The sequence below is a fragment of the Pseudoxanthomonas spadix genome (assembly GCF_003703395.1).
Classification (GTDB): domain Bacteria; phylum Pseudomonadota; class Gammaproteobacteria; order Xanthomonadales; family Xanthomonadaceae; genus Pseudoxanthomonas_A; species Pseudoxanthomonas_A spadix.
Window position 1 is genome coordinate 68,839 of record NZ_RDQN01000009.1, and the last position, 25,220, is coordinate 94,058.

22 protein-coding genes are annotated in these 25,220 nt (G+C 69.9%); 16 read left to right on the forward strand and 6 right to left on the reverse strand.

Going from position 1 to position 25,220, the window contains the following annotated elements; genetic code table 11:
* The first annotated feature begins 314 nt into the window (after positions 1-314).
* The 7 genes from D9R12_RS13355 (at position 315) to D9R12_RS13385 (ending at position 12,022) form a co-directional block, all read left to right on the forward strand.
* Positions 315-3,938 (forward strand): UvrD-helicase domain-containing protein, encoded by a 3,624-nt coding sequence (locus tag D9R12_RS13355; protein ID WP_122231150.1) that lies wholly within the window; start codon positions 315-317, stop codon positions 3,936-3,938.
* Positions 3,935-5,845 carry an exodeoxyribonuclease V subunit alpha gene (gene recD, locus D9R12_RS13360; protein ID WP_122231152.1) on the forward strand — a complete coding sequence of 637 codons (1,911 nt, stop codon included), beginning with the start codon at positions 3,935-3,937 and terminating at the stop codon, positions 5,843-5,845. Before D9R12_RS13355 ends, recD begins: the two co-directional genes overlap by 4 nt.
* A gap of 565 nt (positions 5,846-6,410) precedes the next feature.
* Positions 6,411-7,094 carry a heavy metal response regulator transcription factor gene (locus tag D9R12_RS13365; RefSeq protein ID WP_014159067.1) on the forward strand — a complete coding sequence of 228 codons (684 nt, stop codon included), beginning with the start codon at positions 6,411-6,413 and terminating at the stop codon, positions 7,092-7,094.
* Positions 7,091-8,536 (forward strand): heavy metal sensor histidine kinase, encoded by a 1,446-nt coding sequence (locus D9R12_RS13370; RefSeq protein ID WP_014159068.1) that lies wholly within the window; start codon positions 7,091-7,093, stop codon positions 8,534-8,536. Before D9R12_RS13365 ends, D9R12_RS13370 begins: the two co-directional genes overlap by 4 nt.
* A gap of 95 nt (positions 8,537-8,631) precedes the next feature.
* A complete protein-coding gene (locus D9R12_RS13375) occupies positions 8,632-9,138 on the forward strand; it encodes a hypothetical protein (protein WP_122231154.1) in 507 nt (168 codons plus the stop codon).
* A gap of 141 nt (positions 9,139-9,279) precedes the next feature.
* A complete protein-coding gene (locus D9R12_RS13380; RefSeq protein ID WP_122231208.1) occupies positions 9,280-10,290 on the forward strand; it encodes a zinc-binding alcohol dehydrogenase family protein in 1,011 nt (336 codons plus the stop codon).
* 145 nt (positions 10,291-10,435) lie between these two features.
* Positions 10,436-12,022: a DNA recombination protein RmuC gene (locus D9R12_RS13385; RefSeq protein WP_122231156.1), complete on the forward strand. Its 1,587-nt coding sequence runs from the start codon at positions 10,436-10,438 to the stop codon at positions 12,020-12,022.
* A gap of 132 nt (positions 12,023-12,154) precedes the next feature.
* On the opposite strand, the gene ilvD is transcribed toward D9R12_RS13385, so the two are convergent.
* Entirely contained in the window at positions 12,155-13,993 is a 1,839-nt protein-coding gene (ilvD, locus tag D9R12_RS13390; RefSeq protein WP_122231158.1) for a dihydroxy-acid dehydratase, read from the reverse strand.
* Positions 13,994-14,154: 161 nt separating this feature from the next.
* Here ilvD and D9R12_RS13395 point away from each other — a divergent pair, with 161 nt between their 5' ends.
* From D9R12_RS13395 to D9R12_RS13405, 3 genes are all read left to right on the forward strand, one after another.
* Positions 14,155-14,691, forward strand: coding sequence for a DUF1190 domain-containing protein (locus tag D9R12_RS13395; protein ID WP_122231160.1), 537 nt, complete (start codon positions 14,155-14,157; stop codon positions 14,689-14,691).
* Positions 14,691-15,869, forward strand: coding sequence for a glutathionylspermidine synthase family protein (locus D9R12_RS13400; protein WP_122231162.1), 1,179 nt, complete (start codon positions 14,691-14,693; stop codon positions 15,867-15,869). Before D9R12_RS13395 ends, D9R12_RS13400 begins: the two co-directional genes overlap by 1 nt.
* Before the next feature lie 183 nt (positions 15,870-16,052).
* Positions 16,053-16,268, forward strand: a complete 216-nt coding sequence (locus D9R12_RS13405) for a Fe-S-cluster oxidoreductase (RefSeq protein ID WP_244919645.1) — start codon at positions 16,053-16,055, stop codon at positions 16,266-16,268.
* Positions 16,269-16,344: 76 nt separating this feature from the next.
* Here the strand turns inward: D9R12_RS13405 and D9R12_RS13410 are convergent, their stop codons facing one another.
* Positions 16,345-16,887 (reverse strand): gamma carbonic anhydrase family protein, encoded by a 543-nt coding sequence (locus D9R12_RS13410; protein ID WP_122231164.1) that lies wholly within the window; start codon positions 16,885-16,887, stop codon positions 16,345-16,347.
* Between the two features lie 76 nt (positions 16,888-16,963).
* Between D9R12_RS13410 and xth the strand changes: the two genes are divergently transcribed.
* Positions 16,964-17,731, forward strand: coding sequence for an exodeoxyribonuclease III (xth, locus tag D9R12_RS13415; protein ID WP_122231166.1), 768 nt, complete (start codon positions 16,964-16,966; stop codon positions 17,729-17,731).
* Between the two features lie 88 nt (positions 17,732-17,819).
* Here the strand turns inward: xth and D9R12_RS13420 are convergent, their stop codons facing one another.
* Complete coding sequence (locus D9R12_RS13420; protein ID WP_122231168.1) at positions 17,820-18,071, reverse strand: GlsB/YeaQ/YmgE family stress response membrane protein; 252 nt, start codon at positions 18,069-18,071, stop codon at positions 17,820-17,822.
* Positions 18,072-18,286: 215 nt separating this feature from the next.
* Here D9R12_RS13420 and D9R12_RS13425 point away from each other — a divergent pair, with 215 nt between their 5' ends.
* From D9R12_RS13425 to D9R12_RS13440, 4 genes are read left to right on the forward strand one after another with little or no spacing between them, the layout of a single operon-like run.
* Positions 18,287-18,913, forward strand: coding sequence for a 4'-phosphopantetheinyl transferase family protein (locus D9R12_RS13425; RefSeq protein ID WP_122231170.1), 627 nt, complete (start codon positions 18,287-18,289; stop codon positions 18,911-18,913).
* A gap of 43 nt (positions 18,914-18,956) precedes the next feature.
* On the forward strand, positions 18,957-19,610 hold the full coding sequence (rsmG, locus tag D9R12_RS13430; RefSeq protein WP_122231172.1) for a 16S rRNA (guanine(527)-N(7))-methyltransferase RsmG: 654 nt from the start codon (positions 18,957-18,959) through the stop codon (positions 19,608-19,610).
* Between the two features lie 37 nt (positions 19,611-19,647).
* Entirely contained in the window at positions 19,648-20,448 is an 801-nt protein-coding gene (locus D9R12_RS13435; protein ID WP_014159089.1) for a ParA family protein, read from the forward strand.
* The gene (locus tag D9R12_RS13440) at positions 20,448-21,344 is read left to right on the forward strand and encodes a ParB/RepB/Spo0J family partition protein (RefSeq protein WP_014159090.1); all 897 of its coding nucleotides are present in this window, start codon (positions 20,448-20,450) and stop codon (positions 21,342-21,344) included. Before D9R12_RS13435 ends, D9R12_RS13440 begins: the two co-directional genes overlap by 1 nt.
* A 55-nt stretch (positions 21,345-21,399) precedes the next feature.
* Here D9R12_RS13440 and D9R12_RS13445 read toward each other — a convergent pair whose 3' ends face one another.
* Positions 21,400-22,242, reverse strand: coding sequence for an alpha/beta hydrolase family protein (locus D9R12_RS13445; RefSeq protein ID WP_014159091.1), 843 nt, complete (start codon positions 22,240-22,242; stop codon positions 21,400-21,402).
* Positions 22,226-23,371, reverse strand: coding sequence for a DUF3182 family protein (locus tag D9R12_RS13450; protein ID WP_170159261.1), 1,146 nt, complete (start codon positions 23,369-23,371; stop codon positions 22,226-22,228). Before D9R12_RS13450 ends, D9R12_RS13445 begins: the two co-directional genes overlap by 17 nt.
* A gap of 579 nt (positions 23,372-23,950) precedes the next feature.
* Here D9R12_RS13450 and D9R12_RS13455 point away from each other — a divergent pair.
* Positions 23,951-24,202: a hypothetical protein gene (locus tag D9R12_RS13455; protein ID WP_122231176.1), complete on the forward strand. Its 252-nt coding sequence runs from the start codon at positions 23,951-23,953 to the stop codon at positions 24,200-24,202.
* Between the two features lie 253 nt (positions 24,203-24,455).
* Here the strand turns inward: D9R12_RS13455 and D9R12_RS13460 are convergent, their stop codons facing one another.
* Positions 24,456-25,205, reverse strand: coding sequence for a GntR family transcriptional regulator (locus tag D9R12_RS13460; RefSeq protein ID WP_122231178.1), 750 nt, complete (start codon positions 25,203-25,205; stop codon positions 24,456-24,458).
* Positions 25,206-25,220 lie beyond the last annotated feature (15 nt).

Consider the following 25,220-nt stretch of genomic DNA (forward strand, 5'->3'; position numbering starts at 1 on the left):
AGCGCATACGGCTTCGAAGCATCGCCCCGCCCATCGACTCGGGCGCACGCGCCAGGTTGCGTTGAATGTGCAGGCCCGGCCGCCGCCGGCATCGACAACTGGCATTCCCGCGAAGGCAGGGAGCCGGTGGGCTTGCGCATTGCACGTCAACGTCCATGGATCCCCGCCTGCGCGGGGATGGCGGTAGAACCGTGGTGGACGGTCTTTGCGCATCGCGCCCGTGAGGAAACAACGCGCCGCCTTGTTGCGGCCACTGCCTGTGCGTTGGCTGCTGTGCCTGCTTGTGTTGCCTGGCCCAGGTGCAAGGCGCCCGCATGACCACCGTCGATCCCTACCTCACCCTCCCGCTCACCGGCACCGCCCTGATCGAGGCTTCCGCCGGCACCGGCAAGACCTTCACCCTGGCCACCCTGGTCACCCGCCTGGTCGTGGAAAAAAACCTGCGCATCGGCCAGATCCTGGCGGTCACCTTCACCGAGGCGGCCACCCAGGAACTGCGCAAGCGCATCCGCGAACGCCTGGCCCTGGCCGCGCGCGTGATCGGCACCGAGGCCACCGCCGAGGAGCCGCCGGAACTGGCCCTGAGCCGGGCGATCATCGCCGCGCACCTGGCCCGCACCGACGAAAGCGCGCCGGCGGTGCAGCGGCGCCTGCAGCAGGCCGTCGACGAGATCGACCTGGCGGCAATCTTCACCATCCACGGCTTCTGTGCGCGGGTGCTGCGCGAGCATGCCCTGGAGAGCGGCCAGACCTTCGCCCCACCCGAACTGCTGGCCAGCGCGCGCAAGCTGCACGCCGAATTGGCCGCCGACCTGTGGCGCGTGCACGCCGCCGACATCGGCAGCGCCGATGCGCTGCTCGGCCTGTGGAAGGAAGGCCCCGATGCACTGGCGCGCGACCTGGGCACGCTGATCGCCCAGCCCGTGCTGCATCCGCTGCCCACGCCGGGCGACGCCGAAGGGGATCCCGAAGCCGAGCTGCACGCGGCCGCACGCGCACTGGCCGAGGGCTTCACCGCCCATGGCGAGCCGTTCCTGGCCGATCTGCTGGCCGCGGTGGACAACAAGATCCTGCACGGCGGCAGCTACAAGGCCGCCTGGATCACCACCCTGTGGCGCGAACTGGACCAGTGGTGCAGCAGCGGACAATGGTCGAGCCCGCTGAGCGACCGCCTGGCCCAGCTCACCCCGGATGCGCTGCAAGCCAGGACCAACAAGGCCCATGCAGGCCGCACCCCGGACTCGCCGCTGTGCGCGCTGATTCGGACGTACCTGCAGGCGGTGGACGGTTTCAAGGCCGCCAGCGAACGCGCACAGGTGCGCCTGCTGCATCAGGTGCGTGACGATGCGCGCCTGCGTCTGGCCCAGCTCAAGCGCCAGCGCCGCGTGCAGACCTACGATGACTTGATCGATGGCGTGGCCGACGCCCTGGCCGGGCCACATGCCGATGCGCTGGTGCAGCGCCTGCGCGCGCAGTATGCATTCGCGCTGGTCGATGAATTCCAGGACACCGATCCGCGCCAGTGGCGCATCTTCCACACCGTGTTCGGCGATTGTCCCGCCACGGCCGCACTGGGCCTGGCCCCGGCGCTGTTTCTGATCGGCGATCCCAAGCAGGCCATCTACGGCTTCCGCGGCGGCGATGTGCAGACCTATCTGGCGGCCTGCGCGGTGGCCGAACCGGCGCCGCCGCTGGACCGCAATTTCCGCTCGCGGCCCAGCGTGCTGGCCGCGATCCAGGCGCTGTATGCGCAAGCCGGCGAGCAGGCCTTCATCGAAGCCGGCATCAGGTTCCGCCCGGTCGCGCCCGGCGGCCAGCGCGTGGATGCCGATTACCTGCGCGGTGGCGCGCCGGCCCCGGCGCTGACCCTGTGGCAGGCGCCGCCCTCGGAAGCACGTGATGCCAAGGGCCAGCCCAAGGCGTACAGCGCCTCGCGCTCGCGCGAAGTGGCCAGCGATGCCTGCGTGGCCGCGATCCATGCAGTGCTCACCGATGCGCGTGCCGGCAAGGCGCTGATCAACGGCCAACCCGTCCAGCCAGGCGACATCGCGGTGCTGGTACGCAAGCATGGCGAGGCCACCCGGATCCAGCAGGCACTGGCCGCCGTTGGCATTCCTGCGGTGGCCGCCGGCAAGCAGAGCCTGTTCGCCACGGCCGAGGCGCATGAACTGCTGACCCTGCTGCTGGCCCTGCTGCACAGCGCCGACGACGGCCGCCTGCGCGCGGCGCTGGCCACCGTGCTGCTGGGCGTGGATGCCGCCGGCATCGCTGCGCTGGAAGCCGATGGCGCTGCCCATCGCGCCTGGCAGCTGCAGGCGCTGGACTGGCGCGAGCGGGTGCAGCGCGGCGGCCCGCTGGCCCTGATCGGCGCGCTGTGCGCGGCCCAGGCCGAACGCCTGCTCGGCCTGCTCGATGGCGAGCGCCGGCTGACCAACTACCTGCAGCTGGGCGAACTGCTGCAGCACACGCAGGCGCGCGCGCTGGGCCTGCATGGCCTGGTCGACTGGCTGGGCCGGCAGATCGCGCAGGCCGACAGCGATGACGAAGCCCAGCTGCTGCGCCTGGAATCGGACGCCCGTCGCGTGCAGATCGTCACCCTGCACAAGTCCAAGGGCCTGGAGTACCCGCTGGTGTACCTGCCATTCGTGGGCATCGGCGGCAGGTCGCCCGACCCGGGCCGGGGCTGCGTGGTGCAGGACCCGGATTGCCAGCGCGTGCTGCACTGGAAGCTGCAGGTGGAGACCTCCGGCTGGGAAACCGCGCGCCAGGCGTGGATCCGGGCACAACGCGCCGAAGACGCGCGCCTGCTCTATGTGGGCCTGACCCGCGCCGAGCATGCGCTGTGGATCGCCACCGGCGACTTCTACAACGCCCGGCAGACCGCACTGGCGCCGATGCTGGACGCGCCGGAGGCGCTGTGCGCGCAACCGGGCATCGTGGTCGAAGGTGGCGCACTGCCGAGCCAACCGGACTGGCTGCCGCCGGCGGCCGAAGCCGCACCGCCACAGGCACGCCAGGTGACCCGCACGCTCAGCCAGGACTGGTGGGTCTACAGCTTCACCCAGCTGGCCAACGCCGACAGCGGTGGCCAAGCGGTAGCCAGCGCCAGCACGCTGGCCGCCGCCGGTGGCAACGACGAGCCGGCCAGCGACGCCGATGCCGATGCACTGCAGCCAGCCGAAGCGTTCGACCCGCGCTTTGCCGGCAACCGCTTCGGGGTGGTGATGCACCAGGCACTGGAGAACGCCGACTTCGCCCGCTGGCAGCAATGGCAGCCAGGCGATGCCGCGCCGGCACTGGAGCTGCCCGTGCTCGAAGGCGCGCTGCGCGCCGGCGGCTACCCGGCCGAGGAGATCGCCGACGGCGTCGAGGTCCTCACCGCCCTGATCGGCCAGACCCTCACCGTCGCCCTGCCCGAAGGCGTGCGCCTGTGCGCGCTGCCGGCCGAGGAGCGTCGTGCGGAAATCGAGTTCCAGTTCGCCCTGCAGCCGACCGCGGTCCAGGCGCTGCTGGCCCTGCTGCACGCGCACGGCGTGGTGTGCGAACGCCACAGCTTTGGTCTGCGCCGCCAGCTGGAGGGGCTGATGACCGGCCTGATCGATCTGACCTATCGCCACGATGGCCGCTGGTACGTGCTGGACTACAAGTCCAATCGCCTGCCCGGTTACGACCACGCCGCGCTGCAGCAGGCGATGGCGCACAGCGAATACGACCTGCAGGCGCTGATCTACACCCTGGCCCTGCATCGCTGGCTGGGTTTCCGCCTGCCCGGTTACGACTACGCGCGTGACGTCGGCGGTATCCGCTATCTGTTCTGCCGCGGCCTGGATGCCCGCCGCGCCGATTCGCCCGGCGTGCACGCGCAGCGCTTCGCGCCCGAGCTGATCCACGCCCTGGACGCGCTGTTTGCCGGCCACCCGGCCGAGGCTGCGGCATGAGCCTGCTCGCTGCCCTGCTGCGCGCAGGCACCCTGCGCACGCTGGATCACGCCTTCGCCCAGAGCCTGCGCCGGCTCGATGCCGACACGCCCGAGGAAGTGCTCGCCGCCGCTGCACTGGCCTCGCTGGCCGTGGCCCAGGGACATGCCGGTTTCGATCCCGCGCGCCCGCAGCTGCTGGTCGATGCAGCGCTCGACTGGCCCGATCCCGCGTCCTGGCAGGCGGCGATCACCGCTTCGCGCTGGGTTGCCCAACCCATGGCCGCGCAGGACCAAGCGCCCGCCGACCGGCCGCTGGTGTTCGAACATGGCCTGCTCTATCTGCGCCGCTACCGCGAATACGAGCGGCGCCTGGCCGTGCAGCTGCAGCGCATCGCGGACCAGCCGCTGCACGCCGCCGGCAGCGCGGAGGTGGCCGATGTGTTCGCCCTGCTGTTTCCGCCCCCGCAAGGCACTGGCCTGGCTGCGCAGGCGGGCAGCGGCCAAGACCGCCAGGCGCGCGCGGCGGCGCTGGCCCTGCGACGGGCCCTGCTGCTGGTCACCGGCGGCCCCGGCACCGGCAAGACCACCACCATCACCCGGCTGCTGGTGCTGCGCATCGCCCACGCGCAGCGCGCCAACACGGCCTTGCCCCGCATCGCCCTGGCCGCGCCCACCGGCCGCGCCGCCGAGCGCATGGCCGAGAGCCTGCGCAAGGCCGCTGCGCAGATCATCGCCAGTGGTGTCGATGCCGCGCTCTGCGCTGGCCTGCCGGGCAGCGCCAGCACCGTGCATCGCCTGCTCGGCACCATTCCCGACCAGCCCACCTTCCGCCACAACGCCGACAACCCGCTGCCGTTCGAGGTGATCGTGGTCGATGAGGCCTCGATGGTCGACCTGCCGCTGATGTGCAAGCTGGTCGAAGCGGTCGCCGATGGCGCCCAGCTGATCCTGCTGGGCGACCCGGACCAGCTGCCTTCGGTGGAAGCCGGCGACGTGCTGGCCGCGATCCTGGCCGCTGCCGGTCCCGGTGATGCGCTGGAAGCCGACGACGCCCGCGCACTGCAACCGCTGCTGGGTGATGCGCTGCCGGTGGTCGCCCAGGCCGGCGGCCTGCACGGCAACCGGGTGCAGCTGTTGCGCGGCTATCGCCAGCAGGCGGACTTCGACCTGTCGCCGCTGGCGCTGGCCGCGCGCGATGGCGATGCCGAACGTGCGCTGTCGCTGCTGCGCGGCGGCCAGCTGCGTGGCGTGAGCTTCCACGAGGACGTGCTGGACCCGCTGCAGGCACAGGGCGAGCTGTTCCTGGCGCACTGGCGCGCGCTGGCCGCCGCGTCCGATCCGGCCAGCGCCTTGCAGCTGGCCCAGCGCCTGCGCCTGCTCACCGCCGTGCGCCAAGGCCCACAGGGCGCGCGCGGCCTGAACACGCGCATCGAGCAGCTGCTGTCCGGGCGCCGCACCGGCAGCGCGCCGGCCTACTTCCACGGCCGCCTGCTGCTGGTCACTGAAAACAGCTATCGCCATGGCCTGTTCAACGGCGACATCGGGATCTGTCTGGGCGATGGCAGCGGCGCGCTGATGGCCTGGTTTGCCGGCGGCGAAGACGGCAGCGTGCGCCCGTTCCATCCCGCCGCCCTGCCTGCGCACGAGAGCGCCTTCGCCATGACCGTGCACAAGGCCCAGGGCAGCGAGTTCGACCAGGTCTGGCTGCAGCTGCCGCGCCTGGAGAGCCGGGTGCTGTCCCGCGAGCTGGTCTACACCGCCCTGACCCGCGCCCGCAGCCGTCTGCACGTGGCCGGCAGCGCGCACGTGCTGCGCGCAGCCCTGGCCCGGCACGCCGAGCGCATGTCGGGGCTGGCCTGGCGCCTGGAGCGGGGGCAGAGCAGGGCGCGGCCGACGGACGGATCCGCCCAGGGTCGCCTGTTCTAGCAGCCTGTCGGGCTTTGGTGGTCGAGGCGAGAATTCGGCTGTGCGAGGTCAGATTTTCGACGGTTCGCCGGCCCATAGTGGTGCTATGGGCCAAGAAGCGGCGGAAAGATGGACCGCACAGGCGGATTCGCAGCCCGGCCGACCAAAGTCCGACAGACTGCTAGGAGCCTGCGGTCGGGCGTACGGGGCCGGCCCGGCGCCGGCGAAGACCCGCGCTGACGCACGCGGCTGCTTGATTCAGGCGTGGGCGGGCGCGACCGGCTCTCGCCCTGGCCGAGTGACGGGATTGTCAGCGCCTGGTCAGGAGGGCGATGGGGGGCGACGACCAGAATCGGCGCCATCGCCCGAAAGCGCCTTCCGCAGCGACCGTGGCACCGCGCCCGGTCATGCCGCTCGCCACGGGGATGCCGGCTGCCGGATGCGTGCACGCCGGGCCAAGCTCGCCCCCCTGGCCGCAGGTGCCGCGGGACGGCTTTCTTACCCCCGCCGCAGATGCGGTTTGCGCCTGCGCACCTGAATGGATCGACGCTGCATGAGCCAGCTCCCGACGCCGTACCATGACGCCATGAAACTGCTGATCATCGAAGACGAAGCCAAGACGGCCGGCTACCTGACCCGCGGCCTGGGCGAGGAAGGCTACAGCGTGGACCATGCGGCCAACGGCGTGGACGGCCTGCACCTGGCCCTGACCGGGGACTACGATGCGGTCGTGCTGGACATCATGTTGCCGGGCATGGACGGCCTGCAGGTGCTGCAGGCGCTGCGCGCCCAGCGCGACACCCCGGTGATCATGCTCACCGCGCGCGACCAGGTCGACGATCGCCTGCGCGGCCTGGGTGCAGGCGCCGATGATTACCTGGTCAAGCCGTTTTCCTTCCTGGAACTGCTGGCGCGCGTGCAGGCCATCACCCGCCGCGGCCGCGCCCACGAAGCCACCCAGATCCAGGTCGGCGACCTGCACATCGACCTGCTGGCCCGTCGCGCCACCCGCCGCGGCCGGCGCCTGAACCTGTCGGCCAAGGAGTTTGCACTGCTGGCCGCGCTGGCCCGCCGCCGCTCGCAGATCCTGTCCAAGACGGTGATCACCGAGACGGTGTGGGACATCAACTTCGACACCAACACCAACGTGGTGGAAGTGGCGATCAAGCGCCTGCGCGCCAAGCTGGAGTACCCGGGCGAGACCAAGCTGCTGCATACCGTGCGCGGCATGGGCTACGTGCTCGAGGTGCGCGAGGACCAGGCCGAGTGAACACCCGCTCCATCGCGGCACGGTTGGGGCTGATGTTCGGCCTGGCCGCCACGGTGGTGCTGGCGGTGCTGGCCGTCTCGCTGTTCCTGTTCCAGTCCTACGAACTGCAGCGCCACAACCGTGAGGAACTCCACGCCCGGCTGGTGATCGTCGAGCGCCTGGCGGCACGGGCCGACAAGGACGCGCAATGGGGCATTTTCCGCGACAAGCTGGCCGACTTCACCCCCGAGGACGGCAGCCTGTACTTCCTGGTGGAAAGCCGCGATCCGCGCTACCGCGTGGGCAGCGGCTTTCTGGACCAGGCGCGGTTCGACGGCCACGTCGAGGGCTTCGGCAACGCGGTGCTGGCCAACGGCCAGCAGTACCTGACCCTGTCCCATCCCCTGCCGGCCGCCGGTGAGCGCCCGGCGGTGCAGCTGATCGTGGCCGAGGGCAAGCGCGACATCGAGGCGGCCGAGTGGCTGCTGGCGGTGGGCATCGTGGTGCTGTCGCTGGTGGCCGTGGCCGCGGTGTCCACGCTGGGCTGGTGGATCGCCCGGCGCGGCCTGGCGCCGGTGGACCGGCTCAGCGCCTACGCGCGCAAGCTGGACGTGCGCGACCTCACCCTGCGCCTGCCGGCCGACCACCTGCCGACCGAGCTGGAAGGCCTGGTGGTCTCGCTCAACGAGGCGCTGGATCGGCTGCAGCGCGCCTACGAGCAGCTCAACGCGTTCAATGCCGACGTCGCCCACGAATTGCGCACCCCGCTGGGCAACATGATCGGCGAGACCCAGGTGACCCTGACCCGCGCGCGTTCGTCCGATGCGCTTCAATCCACGCTGCAGTCCAACCTGGAAGAGCTGGAACGGCTGCGCAACATCGTCAACGCGATGCTGTTTTTGGCCCGCGCCGACCGCGGCGAATCGGCGCGCGACCTGGTGGAAGTCTCGCTGCGCGAGGAAACCACCAAGGCCGCTGAGTTCATGGACATGGTCATGGAAGATGCCGGCATGTCCCTGCGCGTGGAAGGCGATGCGCGCGCGCGGGTGGAAGGCTCGCTGTACGCGCGCGCCATCACCAACCTGCTGGACAACGCGCTGCGTCATGGCGCCCCGGGCGGCACCATCGAGGTCTTCATCACCGAGGCCGGCGACGCAGTCAGCGTGAGCGTGCGCAACCGCGCCGCGCCGATCCCGCGCGAGGCGCTGGAGCATCTGTTCGACCGCTTCTACCGCGCCGATCCGTCGCGCACCGGCAGCGACCAGAACCACGGCCTGGGCCTGGCCATCGTCAAGGCCGTGGCACAGCTGCATGGCGGCACGGTGTTTGCCACCTGCGAAGATGGCCATGTGTGCATCGGCCTGCGCCTGCCGCGGGTGGCGCAGGCGGCCCCGCCGCCAGCCGCGCGTGCCGGCGGGCGTGCAGGTCGGGCGCCACGGGTCAGTCCGCAGCCTTCGGCCTGAACCGGCGGCGCTGGCCGGCAGTTGCCGGCCGCCGGTAAAGTGGCCGCCAGATGGGCGTTGTGCTGCGCCTTGCTTGCGCCGGGACCGGAGAGCCCATGTTCGCACCCGTGATGTCGCTGTTGCTGGCCGCCGCAGCCGCCACCGCGCCGGCCGCCACTGTCGTGCAGCTGCGCACGGCCATGCCCGTGCGCTGCATTGCGCTCTATCAGGGTTCGCTCAAGGGCTCGCACGTGCTGGTCTCGGCCGACACCCTGCAGACCCTGGCCGGGGGCGATGCCGATGGCCTGCCACTGGATGCGCGCATGACCCGGATCATGGCCAGACGCGCCAGCGACCTGCTGGCCATGACCCGGGACCTGGCGCGCGACGCCCGCGGCTGCCAGCAGCTGAGCCTGACCCAGGTCGGCGATGCCGGCCTGGTGCTGATCCCGCTGATCGAGGCCGGCCGGGTGGCGGTCTGGTCGGAGGTCAGGCATGGTCTGGTCCCGGACATCCGCATCGAACAGGGCGCGTGCAGCCTGGAGCATCCGGTGGCCGGTTTCAGCGCCAGCATCGACGGCGAGGCCAAGGCCTTCCTGGTGCTGATGACCTGCATGGTCTGATCGGCCGCCTGGCCGGCGGCGCCTGCGGGCGGGAGGTTTTCGGACCCCTGTGCCACCGGTTTGCAGTCCTGGCGGGTTTTCCGCGGCGCGCTGCGCGCCGACAATGGCCTGCAGATCCGTCCTCCGAGGGAGTCCTTCGCCATGAAAGCCGTCGCCTACCTCCACGCTGGCCTGCCGATCGATGACCCGGCCGCGCTGATCGACATCGAGCTGCCGATCCCCGAGCCCGGCCCGCGCGACCTGCGGGTCAAGGTCCACGCGGTGTCGGTCAATCCGGTCGATACCAAGGTCCGCCACCGCGCCCAGGTCAGCCAGCCGCGGGTACTGGGCTGGGACGCGGTCGGCACGGTCGAGGCCGTCGGTGCCGCGGTCACCCTGTTCAAGCCGGGCGATGCGGTGTTCTACGCCGGGGTGATCGATCGCCCCGGCAGCAACGCCCAGTATCAGCTGGTGGACGAGCGCATCGTCGCGCGCAAGCCGGCCAGCCTGGACGATGCCCAGGCCGCGGCCCTGCCGCTGACCGCCATCACCGCCTGGGAGTTGTTGTTCGACCGCCTGCGCATTGCCGAAGGTGGGGGCCAGGGCCAGGTGCTGCTGGTCACCGGCGCAGCCGGCGGCGTGGGCTCGATCCTGGTCCAGCTGGCGCGCAAGCTGACCTCGCTGACCGTGGTCGGCACCGCCTCGCGCCCGCAGACCCAGGCCTGGGTCAGGGAGCTGGGCGCCCACCACGTCATCGACCACAGCCAGCCGCTGTTGCCGCAGCTCAAGGCCCTGGCCATCGACCAGGTCCAGCACGTGGCCAGCCTCACCCATACCGGCAGCTACTACAGCCAGTACCTCGACCTGATCGCCGCGCAGGGTCAGCTGGGCCTGATCGACGATGTGCCCTCGCTCGATGCGATGCCGCTCAAGCCCAAGAGCATCTCCCTGCACTGGGAATCCATGTTCACCCGCCCGCTCTACCAGACCCCGGACATGCAGGCCCAGCACGTGCTGCTGACCCGGGTGGCCGAGCTGGTCGATGCCGGCGTCCTGCGCACCACCTTCAGCGAGCACTACGGCACGATCAACGCCGCCAACCTGCGCCGCGCCCATGCCCTGATCGAAAGCGGCAAGGCCAAGGGCAAGATCGTGCTGGAAGGTTTCGGCTGAGCCAGGCCGACAGGAGCAGGCGGCCTCGGCATGCCGCGCGCCTGCACCATGACCGGCACTGCGCGCGCGCCGGGTCGTGCCGGGGCCGGATGGACACCGCCATCCGGCGCAGTGGCTGAGACCTGCCGCCGATACACTGGCCTGCATGCAACCTGAAATCCTGATCCTGGGCGGCTTGGTCCTGGCCGTCATCGTGCTGCAGCTGGTGCTGCTGCTGCGCCGTTCCAACACGGACGCACTGGAAAACGCCCTGCGCGAGGAACAGCGCAGCGGCCGCGGCGAGCTGCGCGAGCAGCTCGAAGGCCTGGCCCGCCAGCAGGACGCACGCATGGAGGCCTTCGCGCGCAACCTGACCGAGTTGTCCAGCCGCACCGATACCCGCCTGGACCTGCTGCGCCAGGCCCTGGGCGAGGACGCGCGCAAGGCCCGCGAGGAAGGCGCGCAGGCCCAGCAGCGCAGCGCCGAACAGCTCGGCAGCCGGCTGGTGGAGATGCGCGCCCAGCTGGACGCCTTCGGCGCGCAGCAGGAAGCCCGGATCGTGGCCTTCGGCCAGCAACTGAGCGAGCTGATCGCCCGCAGCGACGCGCACATGGCCGCCCTGCGCGAAGCGCTGGCCGAAGACGCGCGCAAGTCGCGCAGCGAGGCGGGCCAATCGCAGCAGCGTTTTGCCGATGCCCAGGGCCTGCGCCTGGCCGAGCTGACCCAGCGCAACGAGACCCGCATCGCCGAGATGCGCGCCACCCTGGACCAGCAGCTGCAGCGCCTGCAGGCCGACAACGCGGCCAAGCTGGAACAGATCCGGGTAACCGTGGACGAGAAGCTGCAGGGCACCCTCAACACGCGCCTGGATGCGTCCTTCAAGCTGGTGTCCGAACGCCTGGAGCAGGTCCAGCGCGGGCTGGGCGAGATGCAGCAGCTGGCCACCGGCGTGGGCGACCTCAAGCGGGTGCTGACCAATGTCAAAAGCCGCGGCGGCTGGGGCGAGGTGCAGCTGGAAAACATCCTCGAGCAGACCCTGACTGCCGAGCAGTACGCGCGCTGCGTCAAGGTGCGCGCCGACAGCAACGAGATGGTGGACTTCGCCGTGCGCCTGCCCGGGCGCGGCGACGGGCAGGCCACGCCGGTATGGCTGCCGCTGGATTCCAAGTTTCCGCACGAGGACTACGAGAAGCTGCTCAACGCCCAGGAGCTGGGCGATGTGGAGGCCGTGCGCGTGACCGGCGTGCAGCTGGAGCGCGCCATCCGCATCCAGGCCAAATCGATCAGCGACAAGTACATCGCCCCGCCGCACACCACCGATTTTGCGGTGATGTTCCTGCCCACCGAGGGCCTGTACGCCGAAGTGATCCGCCGCCCCGGCCTGGTCGACCTGCTGCAGCGCGAGCACCGGGTGGTGATCGCCGGCCCGACCACGGTCACCGCGCTGCTCAACAGCCTGCAGATGGGCTTTCGTACCCTGGCCATCGAGCAGCGCTCCAGCGAGGTCTGGGCGCTGCTGGGCGCGGTCAAGAGCGAGTTCGGCAAGTTCGCCGGCATCCTGGAAAAGGCCGAGAAACAGATCAACACCGTCAGCAAGAGCCTGGGCGATGCCAGCCGCAAGACCCGCACCATCGCCCGGCGCCTGCGCGGGGTGGAGACGCTGGGGCAATCGCAGTCCCAGGCCCTGCTGGGCGAGCTGGGCGCCGAACTTGACGAGGAAGCCGAACCGGCAGGCGAGGACCCGCCGGCCTGAGGCGAAGGCTTTGCCGCGTCGAACGGCGCGCGGCGGGGCGCACCATCGGCCCATCGCCCCTGGCCGCAAGCGGCGCTCCCCGGCGATGGCCGGATCCGGCGCGCCTGGCCGCCCGTCAGGGCGACAGGCGCGTCAGCCGTCCAGCATCGCCTTGTCGCGCACCGCGCCCTTGTCGGCGCTGGTGGCCAGCAGCGCGTAGGCCTTGAGCGCAGTGGTGACCTTGCGCGGGCGCGCCTGGGCCGGTTTCCAGCCCCTGGCGTCCTGCTCGGCGCGGCGGGCGGCCAGTTCGGCATCGTCCACCAGCAGGTTGATCGCGCGCTTGGGGATGTCGATCAGGATCCTGTCGCCGTCGCGGACCAGGCCGATGGCGCCGCCAGCGGCCGCTTCGGGCGAGGCATGGCCGATCGACAGGCCCGAGGTGCCGCCGGAGAAACGCCCGTCGGTGAGCAGCGCGCACTGCTTGCCCAGGCCCTTGGACTTCAGATAGCTGGTCGGGTAGAGCATCTCCTGCATGCCCGGGCCGCCCTTGGGGCCTTCGTAGCGGATCACCACGACCTCGCCGGGCGCGACCAGGTTGGCCAGGATGCCCTTGACCGCCGAATCCTGGCTTTCGAACACCCGGGCCCTGCCTTCGAACACGTGGATGGATTCGTCCACGCCGGCGGTCTTGACCACGCAGCCATCGACGGCCAGGTTGCCGTACAGCACGGCCAGGCCGCCTTCGGCCGAATACGCGTGTTCGACACTGCGGATGCAGCCTTCGCTGCGATCAACGTCGAGCGTCTTCCAGCGCGTGGCCTGGCTGAAGGCCACCTGGGTCGGCACCCCGCCCGGGCCGGCCTTGAAGAAGGTGTGCACCGCCTCATCCTCGCTCTGGGTGACATCCCACCTGGCGATGCCCTCGGCCAGGGTCTTGCTGTGCACGGTCGGCACGTCGGTATGCAGCAGGCCGCCGCGGGCCAGTTCGCCCAGGATCGCGAAGATGCCGCCGGCGCGGTGCACATCCTCCATGTGGTACTTCTGGATGTTCGGCGCCACCTTGCACAGCTGCGGCACCTTGCGCGAGAGCCGGTCGATGTCGCGCAGGTCGAAGGCCACCTCGCCCTCCTGCGCGGCGGCCAGCAGGTGCAGGATGGTGTTGGTCGAACCGCCCATGGCGATGTCCAGGGTCATCGCGTTCTCGAAGGCCTCGAAGCTGGCAATCGTGCGCGGCAGCGCGCTGGCGTCTTCGCCGCCGTACCAGCGATGGCACAGCTCCACCACCAGCCGTCCTGCGCGCAGGAACAGTTGCTCGCGGTCGGCATGGGTGGCCAGGGTCGAACCGTTGCCCGGCAGGGCCAGGCCCAGCGCCTCGGTCAGGCAGTTCATCGAGTTGGCGGTGAACATGCCGCTGCACGAACCGCAGGTCGGGCAGGCGCTGCGCTCGTAGGCGGCGACCTTTTCGTCCGAGGCATGCGCGTCGGCGGCCACCACCATCGCATCGACCAGGTCCAGGCCATGCTCGGACAGGGTGGTCTTGCCCGCTTCCATCGGCCCGCCGGAGACGAACACCACCGGGATGTTCAGGCGCAGCGCGGCCATCAGCATGCCGGGGGTGATCTTGTCGCAGTTGGAGATGCACACCAGCGCATCGGCGCAGTGCGCGTTGACCATGTACTCGACCGAGTCGGCGATGATCTCGCGGCTGGGCAGCGAGTACAGCATGCCGTCATGGCCCATGGCGATGCCGTCGTCCACCGCGATCGTGTTGAACTCCTTGGCCACCCCGCCGACCCGTTCGATCTCGCGCGCGACCAGCTGGCCGAGGTCCTTCAGGTGCACGTGGCCGGGCACGAACTGGGTGAAGGAATTTGCAATCGCGACGATCGGCTTGTGGAAGTCGTCATCCTTCATTCCGGTGGCCCGCCACAGCGCGCGCGCGCCGGCCATGTTGCGGCCAAAGGTGGAGGTCCTGGAGCGGTACTCGGGCATGTCGGTGTCTTTGGGCCGGCGCAGGGCCGGCGTGATGCGGGAAGGGCGGCATTTTCCGCGCTTTTCTCGGTTGCTGCTGCAACTGACGATTCAGCCATGTGCAGCAGGCCGTTGGTGACGGCAGGCATCATGGGCCATCGCATGACCTCGACCGACCCAAGATGAAACGCTCCCGAACCACGTCCCTGCTGCTGATGGGCGCCGCGCCATTGCTGTTCAGCGCCTGCCAACGCGAACCGGAAGTGCGCCAGGGCCTGTACACCTCGGTGGACGCCTGCGCCCGCGAGACCGGCGACAAGGCCAGCTGCCAGGAAGCTTTCGCCAGCGCCCGGAAACAGGCCAGCGAGCAGGCGCCGCGCTATGCCTCGCAGGAACAGTGCAAGACCGATTGGGGCCAGGACCGCTGCGTCGAGCAGCGCGACAGCCAGGGCCATTCGTTCATCGGCCCGATGATGGCCGGCTTTTTCATGTCGCAGATGCTGGGCAATCGCCGTGGCTTCAACAGCGCGCCGGCCTTCCAGGATCGCAACCGCGGCTGGCTGCGCCCCACGCCAGGGGCCCGCCCGGACACGTCCAATGCGTTCCGCGCCGGCAACACCGGCATGACCCCGATCACCAGCGCGCCCAACCGGGCGGTGACGGTCAGCCGCGGCGGCTTTGGTGCGCGCAGTTCCGGCCGCAGCAGCTTCGGCGGCTGATGCGTCGGGTTGCCATCACCGAGCGTGGCGATTGGCGCGCGCAGGCGGGCGCATGCGGGTTCGATTTCCACACCATCGGCGGCGCACCGTACTGGGACGAGACGGCCTACTACGCCTTCACCCTGCGCCAGATCGAGGATGACCTGGAAGACCCCAGCGCCGAGCTGCACGCCATGGCGCTGGACCTGGTGGACGAGGTGCTGCGCGATGAGGCCAAGCTCAAGCAGCTGGCCATTGCGCAGCCGTACTGGCAATGGATCGCCGACAGCTGGCAGCAGCGTCAGCCGCATCTGTACGGGCGACTGGACCTGGCCTACGACGGCAACGGGCCGGCCAAACTCTATGAGCTGAACTACGACACGCCGACGTCCTTGTTCGAGGCGGCGTTCTTCCAGTGGCAATGGCTGGAAGACCAGCGCGCGGCCCGGCGCCTGCCAGCCCACGCGGACCAGTTCAATTCCCTGCACGAGGCACTGGTGGCGCGCTTCGGCCAAATCGCGCCTGAGCTGAAGCACCCGTTGAAATTCGCCGCGGTGCGCGGCTCGAACGAAGACCAGGGCACGGTGGCCTACCTGCGCGACTGCGCGGCGCAGGCCGGGTTGCATGGTGAGCTCATCGCGCTGGAAGACCTGGGCCTGTCCGAGGACGGCCGCTTCACCGATCTGGATGATCTGGTGATCGGCACGCTGTTCAAGCTGTATCCGCTGGAGGATCTGTTCGGCGAGGCGTTCGGCCAGGCCCTGCCGGCATCGGGCCTGCAGCTGCTGGAACCGCCATGGAAGGCGGTGCTGAGCAACAAGGGCATCCTGCCGCTGCTGTGGCAGCGCCATCGCGGCCATCCCAACCTGCTGCCGGCCCACTTCGACGATGGCAGCGCCCTGCAGCCCGGCTGGGTGCGCAAGCCGCTGCACTCCCGCGAGGGCGCCAACGTGGCCCTGCACCTGGCCGACGGCAGCTGGCAGGAAAGCCAGGGGCCGTATACCGGCCCGTGCATCATCCAGGCCGCCCATCCGCTGACCGCCTTCGACGGCCGCTATCCGCTGATCGGCTGCTGGGTGATCGGCGAGAGCGCCTGCGGCATCGGCATCCGCGAGGACGACAGCCGCATCACCGGCGACAGCGCCCGCTTCGTGCCCCACGCGATCATCGATGACGCGCCGGGCGTGTTGTATGCGTAGCGGTGGCCGGGCAGGGCACCTGGCTTGCGCGCCACGGTCGCGGCCGGCGCCCGTCTTGCCCATCGCGGTGCGGCCATGGCCGATCACCGGCAGCCTTACACTGCCGCGATGTCGCCGCCTTCCACCCTGGCCTGCCGCAGCGGCTGCGCCGCCTGCTGCATCGCGCCTTCGATCAGTTCGCCGATTCCCGGCATGCCGCAAGGCAAGCCGGCCGGCGTTGCCTGCGTACAGCTGGATGCGCACCTGCGCTGCCGGCTCTTCGGCCAGCCCGAGCGCCCGGCGGTGTGCGTGCGCCTGCGTCCGGAGGCGGCCATGTGCGGCGCCTCGCGCAGCCAGGCGCTGGCCTATCTGACCGCGTTGGAAACCGCCACCCGCCCGGCCAGCCAGGGGCCCGGCTGATCTTTCAGCCGCTGGGACGACCCTGGTCGGTGTCGCCGGCGCCGGCCCCGAACCCGGTGATCGGCAACCGGGCGGCTCAGTCTTCGGGCTGGGCCAGGTACTGGTCCTTCAGGCGCACGTAGTGCCGGGCCGAATACAGCAGGCCCTCGATGTCCTTCTCCGAAAGTTGCCGCGCCGGGCGCGCCGGATTGCCAAGCCACAGTTCGCCGCTGCCGACCTTCTTGCCCGGGCCGACCACCGCGCCGGCACCGATGAAGGCGTTCTTTTCGAGCACCGCACCATCCAGGACGCACGCGCCCATGCCGATCAGGCAGGCATCGCCGATGGTGCAGGCGTGGAGGATGGTGCCGTGGCCGACGGTCACGTCCTCGCCGATCAGGGTCGGATAGCCGCCCTTGTTGTAGGGGCTTGCGTGGCTGACGTGGATGATGGTGCCGTCCTGCACGTTGCTGCGCGCGCCGATGCGCACGTGGTTGACGTCGCCGCGGATCACCGTGCCCGGCCAGACCGACACGTCATCGCCCAGCACCACATCGCCAATGACCGTGCAGGCCGGGTCCACGTACACCCGTTGCCCCAGCACGGGGCGCTTGTCCAGGTAAGGGCGCAGGGCTTTCATGCGGCCAGTGTAGCGCTGCGCCTGCGCCGATCCGGCGGGTTAGGCTGTGCCGCCTTCGCACACGCCCGCCTTGCCCATGAAGATCGCCAGCTGGAACGTCAACTCGCTCAACGTGCGCCTGCCGCACCTGGAACAGTGGCTGCGCCAGTTCGGGCCGGACATCGTGGGCCTGCAGGAAACCAAGCTGGAAGACCACAGGTTTCCCGACGTGGCGCTGCTGGCGGCCGGCTATCGCAGCGTGTTCGCCGGGCAGAAGACCTACAACGGCGTGGCGCTGCTGGCACGCAGCGCGATCCAGGACGTGCAGATCGGCATTCCCGGTTTCCAGGACGTGCAGAAGCGGGTCATCGCCGGCACCGTCGATGGCATCCGGGTGATCAACCTCTACGTGGTCAACGGCCAGGACGTGGGCACCGAGAAATATGGCTACAAGCTGCGCTGGCTGGAGGCGGCGCGCGAATGGATCAAGGCCGAGCTGGCGGTGCATCCGCAGCTGGTGGTGCTGGGCGATTTCAACATCGCCCCCGATGCGCGCGACGTGCACGATCCGGCGCTGTGGGATGACACCCACATCCTCACCTCGGCGGCCGAGCGCGAGGCACTGCGGGCGATCCTGGACCTTGGCCTGCACGATGCCTTGCGCCTGCACCATGATCAGGCCGGGATCTTCAGCTGGTGGGATTACCGGATGGCCGGCTTCCGCCGCAACCTGGGCCTGCGCATCGACCTGACCCTGGTCTCCGATGCGTTGAAGGCGCGCGCCACTGCCGCCGGGATCGACCGGCAGCCACGCACACTGGAACGCCCCAGCGACCACGCCCCGGCCTGGACCCAGCTCGATTAGCCAGCCACCGCATCTCGTGCCGCGCACGAAAAAGCCCGGGACATGCCCGGGCTTTGGCTTTCGATCCGCCACAACCGCTGGTGCGTTGTTAGCGCACGCTCTTGCGGGTGAACAGGTTGACGATGGCCAGCAGGACCACCGCACCAAGCAGCGACCACAGGAATGTGCCCACGGTGACGCCCTGGTTGATGCTGCCGCCGCCGAGGAAACCGGCGATGGCGGCACCCACGATGCCGACCACGATGTTGAGGATGATGCCCTGCTGGGCGTCACGACGCATGATGATGCTGGCCAGCCAGCCAACCACGCCACCCACGATCAACCAGATGATGATGCCCATAGCCGTTCTCCTTGTTCGATGATTCGGATGCCCCGCGCTTTGGGGTGCGCGATGATTTGGCCGGTCACGCCGTGAAACCGCCGTATACACAACCGGCCGGTACATGATGAAGACCGCTCCAGCAAAGACGTGTCTCGCCCGCATGGCGGCGCCGCCTTCACGCGCGCAAGGCCACCTGGCCGGCACCTGCTTGGCTCACCCGGTGCCACCTGCACATGACTGAACTGCGCGAAACCTTTTCCGCGTCCCAGCGCATCGGACCGCTGCAGGTGTGGTGGACGACCCATCCGCCGCGCAGTTCAGGCGAACTGACCGCCCGTCCGCTGCTGGAATCGTGGTTCCAGCTGGCCCCGGGCACGCTGCCGCTGCAGCGCGATGCGCGCGGCAAGCCGCACCTGGAAGGCGCGCTGCAACGCCATGACGTCAGCTGGAGCCACAGCGGGCAGGCGCTGCTGCTGACCACCGGGCCGGACGTGCAAGTCGGTGCCGACATCGAGCGCCTGCGCCCGCGGCCGCGCGCGCTGGAGCTGGCCCAGCGCTATTTCGCGCCGGAGGAAACAACGGCCCTGCGCGCCCTGCCCGAAGCCGGGCGCCCGCTGGCCTTCCTGCGCCTGTGGTGCGCCAAGGAAGCGGTGCTCAAGGCGCACGGGCACGGGATCTCGTTCGGGCTGCAGCGGCTGGTGTTCGCGCCAGCGGCGGCGCTGCACACCCAAGCCTGGGGCCCGTTGCGACTGGTGGCCTGCGACCGGCGCCTGGGCGCGCCGCCCGATTGGACCCTGCACCAGTGGCAGCCGCACCCGAAATACCTGGCCGCGGTGGCCTGGCGCGCGCGGCCGGGCTGAAAGCCCAAGCGACCCCGCGCCGGGCTGCGCTAAGCTGCGGCCAATGACCCACGATGCCCTGCCCCCTGGCCTGGACGCGCCACTGCGCCACGGGCTGGCCGAACTCGGCCTGTCGCCGGACCTGGCGCCGCCGCTGCTGGCCTACCTGGCCCTGCTGGTGCGCTGGAACGGCACCTACAACCTCACCGCCGTGCGTGACCCGCGGCAGATGGTCACCCGCCACCTGCTCGATTCGCTGGCCATGCACCGTTTCGTGTCCACCGGCACCCTGGCCGACCTGGGCTCCGGTCCCGGCCTGCCCGGCATCCCGCTGGCCATCGCCCACCCGCAGCTGCAGGTGACCCTGGTGGAGAGCAACGGCAAGAAGGCCCGCTTCCTGCGCCAGGCCGTGCGCCAGCTCGGGCTGGACAATGCGAAAGTGGCCGAAAGCCGCGCCGAGGCGCTGGACGCACCGGCTGCCTACGACCACCTGACCGCGCGCGCGCTGGACACCCTGGCCGGCATCGTCGCCGTCGGCGGACACCTGCTCAAGCCCGGCGGCACGTTGCTGGCGATGAAGGGCGTGATCCCGCACGAGGAGATCGCCGCACTGCCGCCGGGCTGGGCCCTGGTCCAGGCCACGCCGCTGTCGGTGCCCGGCCTGGACGGCCAGCGCCACCTGGTCACGGTGGGACGGGTCGCGGCGAAACCCGCATAATCCCCGGTCCCGCCCCTTTCCCCAAAGAGCCGACTGCATGGCCCGCATCATCGCCATCGCCAACCAGAAAGGGGGCGTCGGCAAGACCACCACCGCCGTCAACCTGGCCGCCGCGCTTGCGCGCACGCCCCAGCGCGTGCTGCTGGTGGACCTGGATGCCCAGGGCAACGCCACCATGGGCAGCGGGGTGGACAAGCGCCAGATCGAGACCTCCACCTTCGAGGTGCTGCTGCAGGAAAGCCAGGCGCGCGCGGCGATCGTGCGCACCGCAGAAGATTTCGACCTGATGCCGGCCAACATCGACCTGACCGCCGCCGAGATCCAGCTGATGGATGCACCGGCGCGCGAGCAGCGCCTGAAGTCCGCGCTGGAGCCACTGCGCCCGGACTACGACTGGATCCTCATCGACTGCCCGCCGGCGCTGTCGGTGATGACCCTCAACGCGCTGACCGCGGCCGATTCGGTGCTGATCCCGATGCAGTGCGAGTACTACGCGCTGGAGGGCCTGAGCGCGCTGATGGAGACGGTCTCGGCCATCCGCGGCCGGCTCAACCCGACGCTGGAGATCGAAGGGGTGCTGCGGACCATGTTCGATGTGCGCAACAACCTGGCCAACGCGGTCTCGGCCGAGCTGACCGAGCACTTCGGCGAGCAGGTGTTCCGCACCATCGTGCCGCGCAACGTGCGCGTGGCCGAAGCGCCCAGCCATGGCCAGAGCATCGTCGGCTACGACCGGGCCTCGCGCGGGGGCGTGGCCTACCTGGGCCTGGCCGGCGAGCTCATCCGCCGCCAGCAGGAACGCAGCCGACCCGCGCCCCCCCGCATGGAGACCCATTGATGCCCGCCCCGAAGAAGCGCGGCCTCGGCCGCGGCCTGGAAGCGCTGCTCGGCCCCAAGGGCGCCGAAACCCCGCCGACCGAAGCCCAGCCCGGTGAAGCCCTGCGCAACGTCCCGGTTGGCCAGCTGCAGCCTGGCAAGTACCAGCCGCGCATGGCGATGGACCCGGCCAAGCTGGACGAGCTGGCCGACTCGATCCGCGCCCAGGGTGTGATCCAGCCGATCGTGGTGCGCGCCAGCGGCAGCGGCGGTTACGAGATCGTCGCCGGCGAACGCCGCTGGCGCGCCGCCCAGCTGGCCGGCCTGGCCCAGGTGCCGGTGGTGGTGCGCGAACTGGACGACCGCACCGTCATCGCCATGGCGCTGATCGAGAATATCCAGCGCGAGGACCTCAACCCGCTGGAAGAAGCGCAATCGCTGCAGCGGCTGATCAGCGAATTCTCCCTGACCCACGGCCAGGCCGCCGAAGCGGTCGGCCGCTCGCGCGCGGCGGTGTCCAACCTGCTGCGCCTGCTGGAACTGCCGCCGGCCATCCGCGCCCTGCTCGAGGCGCGCCGCCTGGAAATGGGCCACGCCCGCGCCCTGCTCACGCTCTCGCCGGAACTGGCCAGCAAGCTGGCCGGCGAAGCGGCCGACGGCGGCTGGTCGGTGCGCGAGGTCGAACACCGCGCCTCGCAGTTCGCCGCCGGCCGCGTCCCGGTCAATGGCAAGCACAAACCCGCCAGGGCCGCGCCGCAGGCCGACATCGCCTCGCTGCAGACCGAGCTGTCCGAGACCCTGGGCACCACCGTCAACATCGCCCACGGCCGCAACGGCAAGGGCAAGCTGGTGATCCATTACACCGATCTGGACACGCTGGATGGCGTGCTGGAGCGGTTGCGGGGCAAGCGCGCCTGAACCGGCAGGATCGGCCGATGGCCGCGATGGGCATCACCGGGAATGCCCATCGCTCCTACCGCGTCATCGCATCGCCCGCCGCCACCGCGTGTGCCGACGGCGCCGAGGATTGCCCATCGCGCGCGCGCTTGCGTTCGGAGACCTTTTCGCGCGCAGCGTGTTCGCGGGCACCGACCACCATCTCGGTCAGCCACCTGACCAGCACCGCGGTGTAGGTGCGCTGCGCCGGCTTTTCCGAAAACGCATGGTCCGCCCCGGCGATCACCCGCGCGGTGCGCGAGCGGGCGCGGGTGAAGGCGGCCACGTAGTTCTCGATGACCTGGTGCGGAATGATCTGGTCCAGCTCGGCTTCGACGATCAGCGCATCGCCGGTGAATTCGGCGCAGGCGCGCAACGCGCGGTTGTCCTTCCATGCCACCTGGCGATGGCGGAAGGGAATCAGGTCCGGGTCCTGGTGCAGCTGGCGCTTGGGCAGTTCCCAGCCCTGGTCCTTGTACAGCGCCGGGGTCCGCAGCGCCAGCCAGCGCACCGGCCGCAACGAGGACAGGATCGCCGCCAGATAGGCGCCATAGCTGATGCCGACCACGGCAATGGCGTTCTCATCGACATTGGGCTGCTGCACGAACCAGTCATAGGCGGCCAGCAGATCGTCCAGGTTCTGCTGGCGACTGACGCGTTCGAGCATCTGCGCATCGCCTTCATGGCCGCGCAGGTCGAAGGTCAGGCAGACGCAGCCCAGGCCCGCGGCGTCGCGGGCCCGCGCCAGGTCATGGTCCTGGCTGCCGCCCCAGCCATGCACGAACAGCACGCCGGGCAGCGCGCGCGCCGGTGCCAGCAAAGTGCCGGACAGCTGAACGCTTTCGACCGGAAAACCGATGTGTTCAAGGGTCACGTCCATCAGCGGTGACCCTAGCGTATTTGGTCAGACGGCCAAGTGAAGCCACCTGATCCTGGAAATACACCAGCGCATCGCCGGGCACCGGTTCGTCCTCGTAGGTTTCGTAGGTCATCGCATCCAGCCACGGCACCTCCGGCTCGGCGCAGAGCACTTCCAGCGCGAGGATTTCGGCCGGGCTGGCACCACCGAAGCGCCAGGATTGCTCGAGCACACCGCAGCGCTCAATGCCTTTCGCATCGCGGCCATGGACCACGTCGTAATTGCGGCGCGAGGCGAAGAAGCCCGGATAGGCCTGCACGATCGTGCTTTCGTAATGCTGCACCCTGGCGATGGCATCGCCGGCATGGCGCGGCAATGGTACGTGCCGGAGCTGGTCCAGGCCCCCGCGTGCCACGCGCAGGACCGAGCCGCCGTAGACCACCTCGCCGCTGGGCGTGCCGATGGTGCGCTGGGTGCCGAAGTAGGCGATCGACGCGCCGCCCACCTCCACGCAGCCGATGCTGAAGGTCAGTGCCGACTCCAGGTTCAGCTCGATCACCACCCCGTCGGCGATTTCCGCGTCGCTGACCTGCGCCAGCCAGGCCTCGAGGTCTGCCTGCGAGGCCATCACCCGCTGGCCGTGACCGCCGCGGGCATGGGCCAGCTTGCCGCGCACCTTGCCCAGCGGCAGCAGCGCCACCAGCGCGCGGCGCGCATCATCGGCGCTGAAGACCGAATACCCAGGCAATACCGCATCGCCGAGCGCGGCGCCCAGCTGCGGCGCCCAGCCCGGCGGCGCGCCCGCACCGTTTGCGACCAGTCCGTGGCTGACCAGCTTGCTGGCCACGAACGCATGCGGCACCACGCCGCCAAACAGATCCTGCGCGCAGGTGATGCCGCGCATCGCCGCTTCCTCGCAAGTCAGTGTGTCCAGCGGAATGAAATAGCCTGGCAAGCCAGGCAGCGCCTGATCGCGGAATGGGCGGCCCAGCAGCGTGGCCAGGCGCCTCCCGAAGTACTCGACGCTGGCGCACTCGTGGCGCGCGCGCGTAGGGTCGGTATACAGCGGCGTCACCGCAGGTGGGGCCATCGGTACAAGGCTGGTGGGATTGCCGGTCGGCAGCGGTTGAAGGTCGATGATGGCGGCCATGTGTGGGTTCCCCTTGCTGCGCGGATGGAACGGCGGTGCGGACACGCGCGAGGCGGTCCGAGGCGTTTGGTTCGACAGGACGCAGGGCATCGCGGGACTGCATGCAGCGCTTGCAGGTGATTGCCGGATGGGCCGGCACATGGGCGCAACGCGTGGTTGTGGTAGGGCTTACAGCGTCATGCGGGGATGCTGGGTCGCCGGCTGGTACGGCCGGCTGCACCAGCAGCCAATTGATGGCGGTCTGCAGGTGCGGTGAGACCACCCAACTGCGTTTCAAGTTTCATGAACAGCGCCGGGCAATTCGTGATCAGCGGTCCTTGCTGACCTGGCGGTGGTGCCCGATGCGACGTCATGGGCGAGTCTTAGCACGCCACCGTGAATCCGGCGCGAACAATCGTTTCCCGGCCGCTCACGATGCCGCAATGCCGGCGGCGGCACCTTGGTCGCTGCATGCGATGGACATGGCGCCTGATCATGACCGTCCTGTGCGGACTGTGCGACCCATTCCAGCCCGCCCGCCGATTGCGGACAGGCATTCGCAGCAGTGCCCTTCCTGCCGGCACGATCGAGAGGCGCGCCATGCACCAGAAACTTCTTGAGCAGCAGCTGAACCAGCTGCAGGACAAGGTCATCGCCGGCGTAGAGGCGCCGCTGGAGCAGGCCTTCTTCGACGATTGCGCCGCCGATGCCGCGGCGATCCTGGCGCAGGTGCGCGATGCCACGCAGGCGCGCCATGCGATCGAGCGGATCGGCGAGATCTTCGATGCGGTGGGCGTGGACGCGCAGCGTCTGCTGTCGGCTGGACAGCGTGGACCGCTGGCGGTCGACTGAGAGGCTGAGAAAAAATCGCCCGCCTACTGCGACCGTCTCCAAACGCCCGTGCCGGCGGCGCGCTGCGGGCAAATCCGGGTCATTTGGCTCACCAAACTCCCCGGATTTGCCCCCCAACGCACCTTGTCACGAACGCTTGGCGGCGCTCTCGCTACGGCGGTCGAATTTTTCTCAGCCTCTGAGCACGATGCCCGCGGGCGTCGCACCGGTCGCGCGATGGGGTGAAGGCGCCAGGTGGTGGCTTTGCTGACGCTCAATCGCTCTGCAGTTCTGCCACGAAATCGTAGGCATCGCCGCGATAGAACGAGCGGGTGAATTCCACCACGCGACCATCGGCCAGGAACGCACGCCGCTCGACCAGCAGGCCGGGGGCGCCGGCTTCCAGCTGCAACAGTTGCGCCGCTTCCTGTTCCAGCGCCACCGCGCGCAGGCGCTGCAGGGCGCGGCGCGGGCGATGGCCGTAGGTATCCAGTGCTTCGTAGAGCGAGCCGCCGATGCACTGCGGATCGGGCAGCAGGCTGTGCGGCACCAGGGTGCGTTCGGCCGCGATCGGTGCGCCATCGACATGGCGCAGGCGGGACAGGCGCACCACCCCGCTGCCGGGCGAAAGATTCAGCGCCATCGCCTCTTCCGGCGTGACCTCGCCGATGCCGCGTTCCAGGAAGGTCACCTGCGGATTGAGCCCGCGCTCGCGCAGGTCATCGGTGAAGCTGGTCAGGCGCGAGAAGCTGCGCACGATCCGCTCGGACACGAACGTCCCTGCGCCCTGGCGCTGGCTGAGCAGGCCCTGGTCGATCAGACCGGACAACGCCTTGCGCACGGTCACCCGCGACAGTTGCAGGCCACCGGCCAGGTCGCGCTCGCTGGGCAGGCCGTGGCCAGGGCCGAGCACGCCGGTGTCGATCAGGTGCTGGACGGCGCGGCGCAGGCGCAGGTAGGCCAGGGTACGGCTGGTTTCGGCCGACTGCAGGCGCAGGTATTCGGTGGCGATGGCGGAAAGCATGCCCGTGAAAGTACC